This is a genomic window from Variovorax sp. EL159, from assembly GCF_900100965.1.
Lineage (GTDB): Bacteria > Pseudomonadota > Gammaproteobacteria > Burkholderiales > Burkholderiaceae_C > Variovorax.
Genome location: NZ_FMUJ01000008.1, coordinates 233921 through 247471 on the forward strand (window position 1 = coordinate 233921; position 13551 = coordinate 247471).

General features: G+C 67.6%; 12 protein-coding genes. 10 read left to right on the plus strand and 2 right to left on the minus strand.

Going from position 1 to position 13551, the window contains the following annotated elements; all coding sequences use genetic code 11:
* Positions 1 to 7 precede the first annotated feature (7 nt).
* From BLQ28_RS28545 to BLQ28_RS28585, 9 genes are all read left to right on the plus strand, one after another.
* Positions 8 to 784: an SDR family NAD(P)-dependent oxidoreductase gene (locus tag BLQ28_RS28545; protein ID WP_093246697.1), complete on the plus strand. Its 777-nt coding sequence runs from the start codon at positions 8 to 10 to the stop codon at positions 782 to 784.
* Between the two features lie 63 nt (positions 785 to 847).
* A complete protein-coding gene (locus tag BLQ28_RS28550; protein WP_093246698.1) occupies positions 848 to 2047 on the plus strand; it encodes an ABC transporter substrate-binding protein in 1200 nt (399 codons plus the stop codon).
* 72 nt (positions 2048 to 2119) lie between these two features.
* Positions 2120 to 3043: a branched-chain amino acid ABC transporter permease gene (locus BLQ28_RS28555; protein ID WP_093246699.1), complete on the plus strand. Its 924-nt coding sequence runs from the start codon at positions 2120 to 2122 to the stop codon at positions 3041 to 3043.
* The gene (locus BLQ28_RS28560; RefSeq protein ID WP_093246700.1) at positions 3040 to 4830 is read left to right on the plus strand and encodes a branched-chain amino acid ABC transporter ATP-binding protein/permease; all 1791 of its coding nucleotides are present in this window, start codon (positions 3040 to 3042) and stop codon (positions 4828 to 4830) included. The genes BLQ28_RS28555 and BLQ28_RS28560 overlap by 4 nt, the downstream gene beginning before the upstream one ends.
* Positions 4831 to 4850: 20 nt before the next feature.
* Positions 4851 to 5561 (plus strand): ABC transporter ATP-binding protein, encoded by a 711-nt coding sequence (locus tag BLQ28_RS28565; protein ID WP_093246701.1) that lies wholly within the window; start codon positions 4851 to 4853, stop codon positions 5559 to 5561.
* 57 nt (positions 5562 to 5618) lie between these two features.
* Positions 5619 to 6593 (plus strand): MBL fold metallo-hydrolase, encoded by a 975-nt coding sequence (locus BLQ28_RS28570; protein ID WP_093246702.1) that lies wholly within the window; start codon positions 5619 to 5621, stop codon positions 6591 to 6593.
* 164 nt (positions 6594 to 6757) lie between these two features.
* On the plus strand, positions 6758 to 7678 hold the full coding sequence (locus BLQ28_RS28575) for a DMT family transporter (RefSeq protein WP_256327496.1): 921 nt from the start codon (positions 6758 to 6760) through the stop codon (positions 7676 to 7678).
* Positions 7679 to 7701: 23 nt separating this feature from the next.
* Positions 7702 to 8886: an NADH:flavin oxidoreductase/NADH oxidase gene (locus BLQ28_RS28580; RefSeq protein WP_093246703.1), complete on the plus strand. Its 1185-nt coding sequence runs from the start codon at positions 7702 to 7704 to the stop codon at positions 8884 to 8886.
* Complete coding sequence (locus BLQ28_RS28585; RefSeq protein WP_093246704.1) at positions 8883 to 9596, plus strand: EthD family reductase; 714 nt, start codon at positions 8883 to 8885, stop codon at positions 9594 to 9596. Before BLQ28_RS28580 ends, BLQ28_RS28585 begins: the two co-directional genes overlap by 4 nt.
* 31 nt (positions 9597 to 9627) lie before the next feature.
* Here the strand turns inward: BLQ28_RS28585 and BLQ28_RS28590 are convergent, their stop codons facing one another.
* On the minus strand, positions 9628 to 11166 hold the full coding sequence (locus BLQ28_RS28590) for a hypothetical protein (protein WP_093246705.1): 1539 nt from the start codon (positions 11164 to 11166) through the stop codon (positions 9628 to 9630).
* 241 nt (positions 11167 to 11407) lie between these two features.
* On the opposite strand from BLQ28_RS28590, the gene BLQ28_RS33115 reads away from it, so the two are divergent.
* Positions 11408 to 11572 carry a hypothetical protein gene (locus BLQ28_RS33115; RefSeq protein ID WP_176801252.1) on the plus strand — a complete coding sequence of 55 codons (165 nt, stop codon included), beginning with the start codon at positions 11408 to 11410 and terminating at the stop codon, positions 11570 to 11572.
* Between the two features lie 199 nt (positions 11573 to 11771).
* Here BLQ28_RS33115 and BLQ28_RS28595 read toward each other — a convergent pair whose 3' ends face one another.
* Positions 11772 to 13433: a methyl-accepting chemotaxis protein gene (locus BLQ28_RS28595; protein WP_256327497.1), complete on the minus strand. Its 1662-nt coding sequence runs from the start codon at positions 13431 to 13433 to the stop codon at positions 11772 to 11774.
* Positions 13434 to 13551: the final 118 nt, after the last annotated feature.

A 13551-nucleotide genomic window follows, 5' to 3' on the forward strand; every position in this document is an offset into this window, starting at 1 on the left:
GACACCGATGGCCTTTCCCTCCAACGTCGCCCCGCGCCTGCTCGAAGGCCGCCTGGCCTTCATCACCGGCGCGGGCCAGGGCAACGGCCGCGCGCTCGCACTCGGCCTGGCGCAAGCCGGTGCCCGCGTGATCGTGACCGACATGAACGACGCCACCGTGCGCGAGACCGCGCAGCTGGTGCGCGACGAAGGCGGGCAGGCGTGGTCCTTCGTGCTCGACGTCACGTCGCCCGAGGCCTGCAACGCGCTGGCTGCGAAGGTCGGTGAAGAGGTCGGCACGATCGACCTGCTGGTCAACAACGCCGGCATCATCATTCGCGAAACCACCGCCAGCCCCCACGCAGCGGCCAACTGGAAGAAGACCATCGACGTGAACGTGCACGGCACCTTCAACACGACGCTGGCCTTCATTCCCGCGATCAAGCAGACCAAGGGCTCGATCATCAACATCGCCTCGATCGCCGCGTATGCGGGGCAGGGCGCGAGCCTGGGCTACTCGCCTTCCAAGGGCGCCATCAAGATGCTCACGCAGTCGCTGGCGCAGGAGCTGGCACCGGCCGGCGTGCGCGTGAATGCGCTCGCACCGGGCGTGATCGAAACGCCGATGACCGCCGCCACGCGCGACAACCCGGGCCGCCTCGAATCGTTCATGACGCGCATCCCCATGGGCCGCGTCGGCCAGACCGAAGACCTCGTGGGCCCGGTGATCTTCCTGGCCAGCGACATGTCGCGCTACGTCACCGGCATCACGCTGCCGGTGGACGGCGGCTTCCTCGCCGTCTGAGCCGTTCCCGCTTCCGCTTTTCCTTTCCGCTTCCTCGTCCGTCACATCCATCAGGAGACAAAAATGAAAACCATCCGTCTGTACAAGACCTTGCTCGCGACCGCCGCGTTCGCGGCCTTCGCCGCCACCGCATCGGCGCAGGACATCAAGCTCGGCTACAACGGCGACCTCTCGGCCTCGCCCTCGGCGCAGAGCGGACAGGCCGCGGTGCTCGGCATGGAGGCGGCCATTGCCGACATCAACGCCGCCGGTGGCGTGCTCGGCAAGAAGCTCGCGCTGGTCACGCGCGATGACGTGTCGGCACCGCCCAAGTCGATCCAGAACATGAGCGACCTGATCGACAACGAGAAGGTCGTCGCGGTGTTCGGCCCCACCAACTCGGGCAACGCGATGGCGTGGAAGCACATCGCCAACCAGAAGAAGATCCCCGTGCTGGGCAACGTGGGCTCGGGCACCGACATCACCAAGCCGATGAGCCCCGGCGCCGACAACTACATGTTCCGCGTCTCGATGGTCGACCGCGAGCAGGTGGCCGCGCTCATGGCCTACGTGAAGAAAAACACCGCCGGCTCCAAGGTCGTGGGCCTGATGGCCGAGACCACCGGCTACGGCCAGGGCGGCCTGAAGGACATGGAAGAAATCGCCAAGCTGCAGGACATCAAGATCGCGGCCACCGAGCGCTTCGGCGTCGGCGACACCGACATGACCTCGCAGCTGAGCAAGATGAAGGCCGCGAACGTCGACACCGTGGTGGTGTGGGCGCAGGGCACGCCCATCGCGCAGCTTGTGCGCAGCATGGAGAAGATCAACTACTTCCCGCTGACGCTCACCTCGTGGGCCGCCGACAACATCACCTTCTACGACGCGGCCGGCAAGGCGCTGGCCGAGAAGCCGATCTTCATGCGCACAGTGAGCGAAACCCGCACACCCGCGCAGCAGAAGCTGTTCGACCGCATCGGCACCAAGCTGAAGGCACCGGGCTCGTTCTCGTTCGCGCTGCATGGCTATGACTCGATGCAACTGCTGGCGCAGGCGATGAAGCAGGCCAACAGCACCGACGGCGCCGCCGTGCGTGCCGCGCTCGAAGACCTGAAGACGCCGGTGCAGGGCGTGCTCAAGACCTACGACAAGCCCTTCAGCAAGACCAACCACGAAGCCCTGACCGCCAAGGACCTGGTCTGGATCCGCTGGAAGGACGGCAAGCTGCTGCCCTACAGCGACGCGCTGATCGGCACGCTCAAGCCGGCCGACTTCAAGCAGTAAGAAAAGAAAAAGGAGACAGGGCAGGGCTGCCTTCGCGCGGCCCCGCCCCGTCCCGCAACGGAGATACACACCATGGTTGAAGCCCTCCTGCAGGCGCTCATCAGCGGGCTCGCCGTCGGCGGCGCCTATGCGCTGGTGGCACTCGGATTCAGCATCACGTTCACCACCACCAAGACGCTGAACTTCTCGCACGGCGAGTTCGTCTCGGCCGGTGCCTTCATCGGCATGAGCGCGCTGTTCCTGGTGCTGGGCAAGCCTTTCGATTCCACGACCTTCGGCGACGCCATTCCCGGCGCGGGTGCGCAGCTCTTCGCGCTCGTGGCCGCGCTCGGCGTGATGGGGTTGCTGGGCTGGCTGCTCTATGTGCTGGGCGTGCGTCCGTTCGCGGGCCGCCCCGGCATGGCCTGGGTGATGAGCACGCTGGGCTTCGGCGTGATCCTGCAGAGCGTGGGGCTGGCCATCTGGGGCCCGAAGCCGGTGGTGGTGCCCGCACCCGTGGGCGACACCGTGATCCGCATGTTCGGCGTGGGCGTGCGCCCGCAGGAACTGCTGACGCTGGGCGTGGCCGTGGTCGTGATGTTCGGCTTCGACCGCGTGATGAACCGCACCATGGTCGGCAAGGCCATGCGCGCGGTGGCGCAGAACGGCAACGTGGCGAGCCTCATGGGCATCAACACCAACGCCATGATGATCGGCGCCTTCGTCGTCAGCTCGGCGCTGGCCGGGCTCTCGGGCTTTCTGCTCGCGCCCATCGCGCAGGCCTCGCTCTTTATGGGGCTGACCGTGGGGCTCAAGGGTTTTTCGGGCGCGATGATCGGTGGCCTGAGCAATCCGCGCGGCTGCGTGATCGGCGGCTTCCTGCTCGGCGTGCTGGAGTCGATGGTCAATCTCTGGCAGGCGCAGTGGCGCGAGGTGGCGGTGTTCGCGCTCGTGATCCTGGTGCTGGCCTTCCGGCCCACCGGCCTGTTCGGCCGCAAGACGGTGGAGAAGGTATGAAGCGCTTCGCCCATCCCGCCGGCGTGGTGCTGGCGGCGGCCGTCCTGATCGGCATCGTCTCGATGCTCGGCAACGACTACTACCTGCGCATCGCTTTCATGATGTGCGTCTACTACCTGTGCGCGGCCGGCATGAATGTGCTGGTCGGCTACGCGGGGCAGAAATCGCTCGGGCAGGCCGGGCTGTTCGCGGCCGGTGCCTATGGCGTCGCGCTGCTGACCTCGCGCACCGACATGGACCCGTGGCTCGCGCTCGCGCTGGCCGCCGTCATCTCGGGCCTGTGCGGCGTGCTCATCGCGCTGCCGTCGCTGCGCGTGAAGGGCCCGTACCTGGCGATGGTCACGCTGGCCTTCGGCATCGTGGTCGAGAAGCTCGTGGGCGAATGGACCGACGTGTTCGGTGGCGCGCAAGGCATCTACGGCATTCGCCCGCTCACCTGGAAGGGCGCGCCGTTGGACACCACGCAGTGGGTGATTCTCGGCATCGTGCTGTGCGCCGCATTGCACCTGCTGCTGCGCAACCTGTTGAACGGGCGCTTCGGCCGCGCGCTGCTGTCGCTGCAGGCGGACGAGATCGCATCGTCTTCCGTGGGCGTGCGTGTGTACCGCGCGAAGGTCATGGCCTTCGTGGTCGCGGCCGTCACCTGCGGCATCGCGGGTGCACTGGTCGCGCAGCAGAACCAGTACATCAACTCCGACTTCATCACCTTCCACCTGTCGATCTTCATCCTGCTGCTGGTGCTGTTCGGCGGCGCGGGCTCGATGTACGGCCCGCTGGTGGGTGCGGTGCTGCTCACGCTGACCGACGCGCTGCTGGCGCGCTGGCCCTCGGCGCAGCACTTCCTGTACGGCTTCCTGCTGCTGTTCGCGCTGTACGTCATGCCGGGCGGCGTGGTGGGCCTGTTCAACAAGTGGTTCATGAAGCCGCGCCATCGTGGCGAAGGCACGGGCGACAGCGGCGTGCCCGGGCAGATCGGCCCCGGCGGCGAAGGCGAACTGCTGGTGGTGCAGGGCGTGACCAAGTCGTATGGCGGCGTGAAGCCCGCGCAGGACGTGTCGTTCCGCCTGCAGCGCGGCCACATCCATGCGCTGATCGGGCCGAACGGCGCGGGCAAGAGCACCATGATCAACATGCTCACCGGCGTGATCGAGCCCGATGCCGGATCGATCCGCTTCCTGGGCCAGAACATCGTGGGCCAGCCGGCGCACACCATCTGCTGCCTGGGCATGGGCCGCACCTTCCAGAACCTGCGGCTGTTCGCGGACCTCTCGGTGCTCGACAACGTGATGCTGGGCCGGCACAGCCGCATGAGCAACGGCTTCCTGTCGTCGCTGGTCGCATGGCCGGCAGCCGGCAAGCAGGAGCAGGCGACGCGCGACCGCGCATTGCAATTGCTCGACCTGGTGGACCTGGGCCACCTCGCGCACTGGCCCGCGGGCAGCCTGCCTTATGGCCTGCAGCGCCGCGTGGAATTGGCGCGCGCGCTGGCCACCGAGCCGCAACTGCTGTTGCTCGACGAGCCCGCCGCCGGCCTCAACCCGCAGGAGACGGCCGAGCTCGGCGAGCTGCTGCTGCGCATCGGCAAGTGCGGCGTGTCGATCCTCATGGTGGAGCACCACATGGACCTGGTGATGTCGATCTCGGACCACGTGATCGTGCTCGACTACGGCATCAAGATCGCCGAGGGCAAGCCCGCCGAGGTGCAGGCCAACCCGCGCGTGGTCGAGGCCTACCTGGGCGTCGACGACGAAGAAGAAGCGGCACTGGCCACGGCCATGCCCGCCTGAGCAGAAGGACCGGACCCATCATGTTGAAAATCGAATCGGTGAAGGTCTCGTACGGCGCCATCGAAGCCGTCAAGGGCGTGAGCCTGGAAGTGCGCGCGGGCGAGGTGGTCACCATCATCGGCGCCAACGGCGCGGGCAAGAGCACGCTGCTGAAGAGCATCGTCGGGCTGGAACCCGTGGCCGAGGGCCGCGTGCTGATCGACGGCAATGACTGCACGCACGTGCCCGCGCACAAGCGCGTCGGCCTGGGCGTGGCACTGTCGCCCGAAGGCCGCGGCGTGTTCCCCGACCAGACGGTGCGCGAGAACCTGCTGCTGGGCGCCTACTCGCGGCGCAACGACAAGGCCTTCATCGAGGCCGCCCTGGCACGCGAGTTCGCGCGCTTCCCGCGCCTGAAGGAGCGGCAGGACCAGCCCTCGGGCACGCTCTCCGGCGGCGAGCAGCAGATGCTGGCCATTGCGCGCGCGCTGATGAGCGAGCCGCGCCTGCTGCTGCTGGACGAGCCCTCGCTGGGCCTGGCGCCGCTCATCATCAAGGACATCTTCGATGCCATCCGCCAGCTGCGCAGCTCGGGCCTGACGATCCTGCTGGTCGAGCAGATGGCCAAGCAGGCGCTGGGCGTGGCCGACCGTGCCTATGTGCTGGAAACCGGCTGCATCACGCTCGAAGGGTCCGGGCGCGAGCTGCTCGACAACCCCAAGGTGAAGTCGGCGTACCTCGGCTCGCACTGAGCGCACTGGCCTCTTCACTCCCATGCATTCATCACTGAAACAGACGAAGGAATCCTCATGACCGCACCCACCAAAGTCTTCGCCAGCCAGGCCGACCTCGAAGAAAAGAAGGTCTCGTTCACCCGCCTCTCGGAGAACGCCTACGCCTACACCGCCGAAGGCGACCCGAACACCGGCATCTTCATCGGCGACGAAGCCGTGATGGTGGTCGACACGCAGGCCACGCCCGCGATGGCACAGGACGTGATCCGTCGCATCCGCGAAGTCACGCCGCTGCCCATCAAGTACGTGCTGCTGAGCCACTACCACGCGGTGCGCGTGCTGGGCGCGTCGGCGTACTTCAAGGAAGGCGCCGAGCAGATCATTGCCAGCCGCGACACCTACGACCTGATCGTCGAGCGCGGCGAGCAGGACAAGGCCAGCGAGATCGGCCGCTTTCCGCGCCTGTTCCGCAACGTCGAGTCGGTGCCGCCGGGCCTGACCTGGCCCACCATGACCTTCGACGGCACCATGAGCGTGTGGCTGGGCAAGAAGCTCGAAGTGAAGATCGCGCAAGTGGGCCGCGGCCACACCAAGGGCGACACCATCGCCTACCTCGAAGACCAGAAGATCTGCTTTGCCGGCGACCTCGTCGAGTACCAGAGCACCGCCTACGCGGGCGACTGCTACTTCCGCGACTGGCCCACCACGCTGGACCGCCTCGCGGGCTTCGGCTTCGAGAAGCTGGTGCCCGGCCGTGGCGCCGCGCTGGAGAACGGGGCCGACGTGCGCAAGGCCATCGCCTCCACGCGCGCCTTCATCTCCGACGTGTACACGCTGGTCAACAACGGCGTGGCGCTGGGCAAGTCGCTCAACGTCATCTACAAGGAAACCGTGGCTGCGCTGCGCCCGACCTATGGCCACTGGGTGATCTTCGACCACTGCATGCCCTTCGACGTGACTCGCGCCTACGACGAGGCCACCGGATACGTGCACCCGCGCATCTGGACGGCGGAGCGCGACATCGAAATGTGGAACGCCCTCGAAGGCTAGGATGAAGCTCTCCCCCAGGCTCCGCGCACTTCGTGTCGCTTCTCCAACCCCCTCGCCGGGGGCAACACCAGCGGCCCGGCAAAGCCGGTTCCGCGGTGTTCCTGGCCTTGGCCGCGCCAGTTTCATGCATCGCGGGCCGTGCGAAGCGCGGTGGAGAACCTGAGATGAAGACGGCCGCGCCCGCATCGGTGCAAGGCTGGATGCTGCTGGCCATGCTGTTGTGGGGCGTGAACGTGTCCGCCGTGAAGGCGCTCACCACGTCCTTCGAGTCGCTGCCGCTCGCGGCACTGCGCATGGTGATGGCCTGCGTGGCGCTCACGGCCATCGTGCTGTGGCGGCGCGGTGGGCTGCCCGTGCTGGGCGCCAGGCAGCTCGCGGGCATGACGGGCTGCGCGTTCCTCATGGTCTATGCCAACCAGATCCTGTTCGCGCAGGGGCTGCTGCGTTCCACCGCCACCAACGGCGCGCTCATCATGGCGCTGAGCCCGCTGGTCTCGGCGCTGACGGCCGCGCTGGTGTTCAGCGAGCGCTTCACGCCACGGCGCATGCTCGGCGTGGCACTGGGCTTTGCCGGTGTGGCCGCGGTGGTGCTGAGCCACCCCGGCGCGGGGCTTTCGAGCGCCGGCATCGGCGACCTGATGCTCGCGCTGGCCGTGGTGAGTTTCGCGGTCGGCGGCGCGGGCGTACAGCGCCTCGCGCGGCAGATCGATCCGCTGTCGATCAGCTGGGTCATCTACATGATCGGCACCGGCATGCTGGTCGTGCACACCGTGCTCGGTCCGTCGCGGCCGGGCGCTGCCCAGTTGTTCCCGGGCGTGTGGCCTTGGATGCTGGTGCTGTTCTCCGGCGTGGCGGCCACTGCGGCCGGCAACCTGATCTGGAACCGCGCCATCTCGATCATCGGCATGGCGCGCACGGCCGTCTTTCTCTATTGGGTGCCGGTGTTCGGCGTTGCGTTTGCGGCGCTGTTGCTCGGCGAGGTGCTCACCTGGTGGCACCTGATTGGCTTTGCCGCGGTGATGGGCGGAACGTATCTCGGCACGCGGCCCGCTGTCGCGGTGGTGCCGCCTCCTCGTGCGCTCTGAGCGCCTTTTCTTTGCTGTTGTCCATGTCCGATTCTTCTCCCTTGCTGTTCCAGCCGCTGAAGCTGCGTGACCTCACGCTGGCCAACCGCGTCGTCATTTCGCCGATGTGCCAGCATGCGGCCGACCGCGGCCATGCCACGCCCTGGCACATGGTGCACCTGGGCAAGTTCGCGCTCGGCGGTGCGGGCCTGATCCTGACCGAAAGCACGGCGGTCGATCCGCGCGGGCGCATCGGCACCGCCGACCTCGGCTTGTGGAAAGACAGCCAGATCGCGCCGCTGAAAGCGGTGGTCGATTTCGTGCACGCGCAAGGCAGCGCCATCGGCGTGCAGCTCGCGCATGCGGGGCGCAAGGCCGGCAGCGAGCCGCTGTGGGAAGGCGGCGCGGCGCTGAGTGCCGAACGCATGGCCGCCGACGAAGAGCCATGGGAGCGCCTCGGCCCGAGCGCGCTCGCGGCGGGCCCCGGTTGGTCGGCGCCGCGTGCGCTCGATGCGAACGGCGTCGCCTCGGTCGTGAAGCATTTTGTCGATGCGACGGTGCGGGCCGACAAGGCCGGTTTCGATGTGGTCGAGCTGCACTTCGGCCATGGCTATCTGGTGGCGAGTTTTCTGTCGCCCAATGCCAACCATCGCGGCGATGCGCTCGGCGGCAGCCGCGAGAACCGCATGTGGCTCGCGCTGGAGATCGCCCAGCGCGTGCGCGCGGTGTGGCCCGCGGGCAAGCCGCTGTTCTGCCGGCTCTCGGCAGTCGACGGCACGCTCGATGGCTGGAACCTTGATGACTCGGTGGTCCTGGCGCGCGAACTCAAGCGCTGCGGCGTCGACGTGATCGATTGCTCATCGGGCGGCTTGACCGAAGAGACACGCGCCTTGCCCGTGCCGCGCGGCCTGGGCTTCCAGGTGCCGTTCTCCGAGCGCATCCGGCGCGATGCGCAAGTCGTGACGCAGGCGGTCGGCATGATCGTCGATGCGCAGCAGGCCGAGGCGGTGCTCGCCGCCGGTGAAGCCGACCTGATCGCGCTCGGCCGCGAGGCGCTGTTCGATCCTTACTGGCCGCATCACGCGGCCGCCACGCTGGGCGCCGACCCGGGCTACCAACGCTGGCCCGTGCGCCACGGCGTGTGGCTCGCCAAGCGCGCACCGGGCCTGGCGCGTGCGCGCGCCGAAGCGGCGGCGGCATCCGACAACCAGGAGACAAGCACGCAATGACCGAACCGTCGACGAACACCACCACCCTGCGCATGGGCCTGATCCGCAAGAAGCCGGATTGGACCGACGAAGCCTTCCGCACCCACTGGCGCGACAAGCACGGCCCACTGGTGGCGCAACTGCCCGCGTTGCGCGCCTATCGGCAGAACCTCGTGGTCGATCGGCTGCAACGCGGCATCGACTTTGCGCGCGGGCCTTGGGACTTCGACGGTTTTTCGCAGCTGCGCTTCGATGAAGCGGAGCGGGCGAATGAGGCCTTCATGCACGGCGATCTCGCTTCGGCCATCCGCGCGGACGAACGGCACTTTCTTGGCGGGCTGCACATCGTGACCGTCGCGCAGACTGAAGTCATCGCGTTGCCGCCGAAGCCCGAGGGCCTGCTCAAGCGCATCTCGCTGCTGCGCCGGCCAGCCGCGCAGTCCGAAGAAGACTTTCGCCGCGAATGGCGAGTGCACGCCGACCACGTGCGCCGCATGCCCGGCGTGAGCGGCTACCGCCAGAACGTGGTGACCGCGCGCGAGTTCGTGAAGGGCACGCCCTGCGGCTACCCCGAGCTGCCGATCGACGGCATCGTCGAGTTGTGGTTCGAGAACACCGACACGCTGAACGCCGCCTTCGCATCGCCGCAAGGGCAGGTGACGATGGCGCATGCGCTCACCTTCCTGGCGGAGATCACGGCCTTCGTGGTGGAAGAGCATCGGGTGGTGTGAGTGCTCTGGGCGCACTCGCATCGCGTCGCGCTCAGAAGTTCTTCAAGGTGTCGATCTGCAGCTGTGTCAGGCCGCGCTGGTACAGCACGTCGGTGCGGAAGTTCGCGGCGATCGCTGCGGCCTGCGTGTCCACCTCTGTGGCGCGCGCAGCAGTGCTCGTGGCACCGATCCAGGTGTTCGTGCCCGTCAGGATCAGGAAATTCACCAGCGTGACCGTGCCGCCGGCCGGCACCGTGATGTCGAAGTCCATCGTCACGATGTTGTTGCCGTCCGATGCGTTGAGCGCTGAAGTGGAGGTGTAGGAGACGTGGTCCGCCGCGCCGAAGACGAAGCCCGTGTCGCGGCCCTTGCCCAGGCCGTCCCACACCGTCAGCGCCTTCTGCGGTGCGCCCACCGGTGCGTAGATCACGCCCGCGCCGTAGGAGCCGAGGATGCTGGTGTAGGTCACCTTCGCCGTGATGGACGATGCCGTGGGGTTGTGGAAGGTGTCGGTCATGCGTCCCCACGACTGGTTGGGTTGCGCGTAGAAGGTGCGCTGCACGTCGAGGTCGTTCAGCGTCCTGGTGGCGGAGCGGATGTTCTGGACGCCCCGTGTCTGCGACACGGTCCAGCCCGACAGGCCTGCGCTGAAGTCGCCGTTGACGATGAAGCTCTGGGAGCGGGGCGCGCTGTCGTCCACCGACACCATCTCGATCGACGTGCCCTGGCCGCGATTGCACTGCTCGAACGACAGCACGACCACCTGGCCGACATAGGCCGTGAGCCACGCGAACCCCCACGTGCCCGACGGGCCGCTGCTGTCGGTCTTGTAGAGCGTATTGAGCAGTCTGCCGCTGGTGTCGCGCAGCACCACCTGCATGAAGGCCGGCTCGTCATTGAAGTTGCCGCGCAGCACGCCGGGCTTGCCGCTCCATCCGAGGTTCACGCGGCCGACGGCCTTCCTCAGGTCCAGGGTCTGCTGCAGCCGCGCATCGGGCACCGGATGCAGGAACGCGGCAGTGCCGTTCGACTGGAACTGCGGGTCGGTCGTGATCGACACGACTTTCATGCCGTCGGCTGCCGTCATCTCGGGGCCCAGCGGCGTCAGATCCTTGAAGGTCTGATCGCTGTCGAAGCCTTTCGAGCGGTTGCCCACTTTCACGCTCAATGCGAGCGCGCCCGAACCTATGCCCACACCCGAACCCGCGAACTGGTCGTTCCACCCGTTTCCGATGGAAAAGTCGGGCGTCAAGTCCCAGAAGTTCGCCTGGCCGGGGCCGACGCTGGGGTAGAGGTCGTTGTCGTGGTTGACGATGCTCTGCGCAAGGATCGTCGATGCAGGCAGCAAGGTCGGCGTTGCAAGCTCGGGGCTGGCAGGCGGTGCCGGTGGATTGGGTGCGGGCGGTGCCGGCGGTACGGGCGGTACAGGCGGTTGCGGCGCCGGTGGCATCGGCGCAGGAGGCTCGCCCGGGGCGGGTGCCGGCGGCACGCCGACCGGTGGAAAGGCGAACCCACCACCGCCCCCGCCACCACCGCACCCGCTCAACACCGCGATGCCCACCGCGCTGAGCGCAAACCTTCTCCGGTCCATGATCGATCTCCTCGTGATTCTTCTGAAGACAGTTCCAAAGCGGCGCGCCGATGGCGGCCGTGAGGCGCCGATTGAAGCGGCTTCGATGTCTTCGGGCCATCACCGAAACTGGGTAGAAAGGCGCGTGGCGTGTAGTCCGTTTGCGCGATTGACGCTGCCGTCGCGCGACGCCGCCGTGGCGGTACTCGTGGCCGCAAGCGCAAAAGTAAGATCGGCCCTCGGCAATACCGGAGCAGCAGGCATGACGCGCATCTTCTTCGTGGGCATCGTCATGGCCACCGTCGCGTGCACGGCACTCGCGCAGGCGCGCAAGCCGTTGCCGCCCGGCGTGGTCGGCGTGCTGCACATCGACGCCGGCACCGACTATGTGTTTCTCGACCGGCCCACCACCGTGGGCGGCGCGTGAAAGGGATGGAAGGCGGTGTCGATCCAGGCCCCGGGCCCGGCGGGCTCGGGCATGACCCGCATCATCTGCTGGAAGGAATTGAACGGCCAGTTGCTGACCGCAACCGAGGCCAAGGTCTCATCGGAAGTTGTGCCGATGGACCTGATTCGCTGAGGCGAACCGAACGGCGGGCGAACGGCGCGCGAACGACGGGCCGCGCTCAGGCCGGCAGCAGGCGATCTTTCGGCGCCGCAGCCAGCCGCACCGGCTGGGCCGGCGTCCACTCCACGTCCTGTGGCGCCGCTTCGCCATCGCCCGGCAGCACGAACTGGCTGATGAGCGCATCGAGATGACGTGCCTGGTCGCGCAGGCCTTCCGATGCCGCGGCCGACTCTTCCACCAGTGCGGAGTTCTGCTGCGTCATGCGGTCCAGATGCGAGACGGCGGTGTTGATCTGCCCGATGTCTTGCGTCTGCGCATGCGTTGCGGCGGTGATCGCGCTCACGGTGTCGGCCACCTGGCGGATCGAATCCATGATGCGGCCCATGGTCTGCCCCGCGCTGTCGGCCAGCGTCGTGCCGGCCTCGATGCGGTGCACCGAGTTTTCGATCAGGCCCTTGATCTCGCGCGCGGCCGCGGCCGATCGCGTGGCGAGTTGCCGCACTTCCGCCGCGACCACCGCGAAGCCCCGGCCCGACTCACCGGCGCGCGCCGCTTCGACGGCGGCATTGAGCGCGAGGATGTTGGTCTGGAAGGCGATGCCGTCGATCACGCCGATGATGTCGGCCATCTTGTGCGAGGCGCGATGAATGTCCTGCATGGTGCCGACCACCTGCGACACCACCTCGCCGCCCTGCGCCGCCACCGCGGCTGCGCCGCCGGCCATCTGCTCGGCCTTGCCCGCGGCTTCGCTCGACTGCTGCACGTTGCGCATCACCTGCTCGAGCGCCGCAGCCGTCTGCTGCAGGCTGGATGCGGCGTTCTCGGTGCGCGTCGACAGGTCCGAATTGCCATGGGCGATTTCTCCGGCCGCCACATGTACGCTTTGCACCGACTCTCGCACGCGCAGCACCAGTTCGCGCAGCGCGCCCTGCATCGCACCCAACGCCAGCAGCATCTGGCCGGCTTCATCGCGCGCATGGCCTTCGATGTCCTGGCGCAGGTCGAGGCTGGCCACGCGCCCGGCCGTTTCGCCCGCCACGCGGATCGGCCGGCTGATGCTGCGCACCAGCCACTGCGCGAGCACGATGCCCAACAGCAGCGCTGTTGCACTGAATAGCACCAATGCCATCCGGGCCGATGCGCTCAGGTCTTCGATGCGAACACCGGCCGCATCGATGGCCTCGCGTTGCGATTGCGCGAGCTTGCCGAGGGACTCCAGCAGCGCGGCGGCGCCGGGCTGGAAGCGCTGCGCGTAGACGTTGCGGATGCGCTCGGTCAGGCCCGAGTCGCGCGCGGCGATCAGCTCCTTCACGGCCTTCTTGAAGTCTTCGCCAGTGGCTTGTGTTTGCGCCAGCAATGCGCGGTCGGATGCTGTGTGAAGTCGCTCCGACACCTGCTGCAGCAACTCGCTGTACCGGCTTTCGGTCGCCTGGATGTCCGCGGCCAGGATCTCGCCCACTTCAGGCTCGGAGCTCAACGCCATCGCCTTGTAGCGCTCGGCATTGATGGCCTGGTGGCGGTAGGCGTCCACCACCAGGCGCTCCGACACGCCGTGCTGCTGGATGGCTTCGTGCGTGGCCTCGTTCACCTTCGCAAGCGACCAGATGCCGATGCCCGAACCCGCAAGGGTCAGCAGCAGCACGACGCTGAAGGTGGCCAGGAGGCGTCGGCCAAGAACGTTGGTGGTGCGAGGGCCGGGAGCGCGCAGGTCGGTGGTCACGGGCAGGTGCCCGTGCCGGGATCGGCGCGGGACGATGAGGGCAGGGGAGGTTTCCCGCGCTGGATTAGACCGGCGCCTTGTTACCGCTCATTGACTGTTTCGACAGAGATGATTGCGC

Bases quoted from the DNA above. Each gene is read 5' to 3' on its own strand.
- BLQ28_RS28545 (WP_093246697.1), top strand. From the start codon at position 8: ATGGCCTTTCCCTCCAACGTCGCCCCGCGCCTGCTCGAAGGCCGCCTG.
- BLQ28_RS28550 (WP_093246698.1), top strand. From the start codon at position 848: ATGAAAACCATCCGTCTGTACAAGACCTTGCTCGCGACCGCCGCGTTC.
- BLQ28_RS28555 (WP_093246699.1), top strand. From the start codon at position 2,120: ATGGTTGAAGCCCTCCTGCAGGCGCTCATCAGCGGGCTCGCCGTCGGC.
- BLQ28_RS28560 (WP_093246700.1), top strand. From the start codon at position 3,040: ATGAAGCGCTTCGCCCATCCCGCCGGCGTGGTGCTGGCGGCGGCCGTC.
- BLQ28_RS28565 (WP_093246701.1), top strand. From the start codon at position 4,851: ATGTTGAAAATCGAATCGGTGAAGGTCTCGTACGGCGCCATCGAAGCC.
- BLQ28_RS28570 (WP_093246702.1), top strand. From the start codon at position 5,619: ATGACCGCACCCACCAAAGTCTTCGCCAGCCAGGCCGACCTCGAAGAA.
- BLQ28_RS28575 (WP_256327496.1), top strand. From the start codon at position 6,758: ATGAAGACGGCCGCGCCCGCATCGGTGCAAGGCTGGATGCTGCTGGCC.
- BLQ28_RS28580 (WP_093246703.1), top strand. From the start codon at position 7,702: ATGTCCGATTCTTCTCCCTTGCTGTTCCAGCCGCTGAAGCTGCGTGAC.
- BLQ28_RS28585 (WP_093246704.1), top strand. From the start codon at position 8,883: ATGACCGAACCGTCGACGAACACCACCACCCTGCGCATGGGCCTGATC.
- BLQ28_RS28590 (WP_093246705.1), bottom strand. From the start codon at position 11,166: ATGGACCGGAGAAGGTTTGCGCTCAGCGCGGTGGGCATCGCGGTGTTG.
- BLQ28_RS33115 (WP_176801252.1), top strand. From the start codon at position 11,408: ATGACGCGCATCTTCTTCGTGGGCATCGTCATGGCCACCGTCGCGTGC.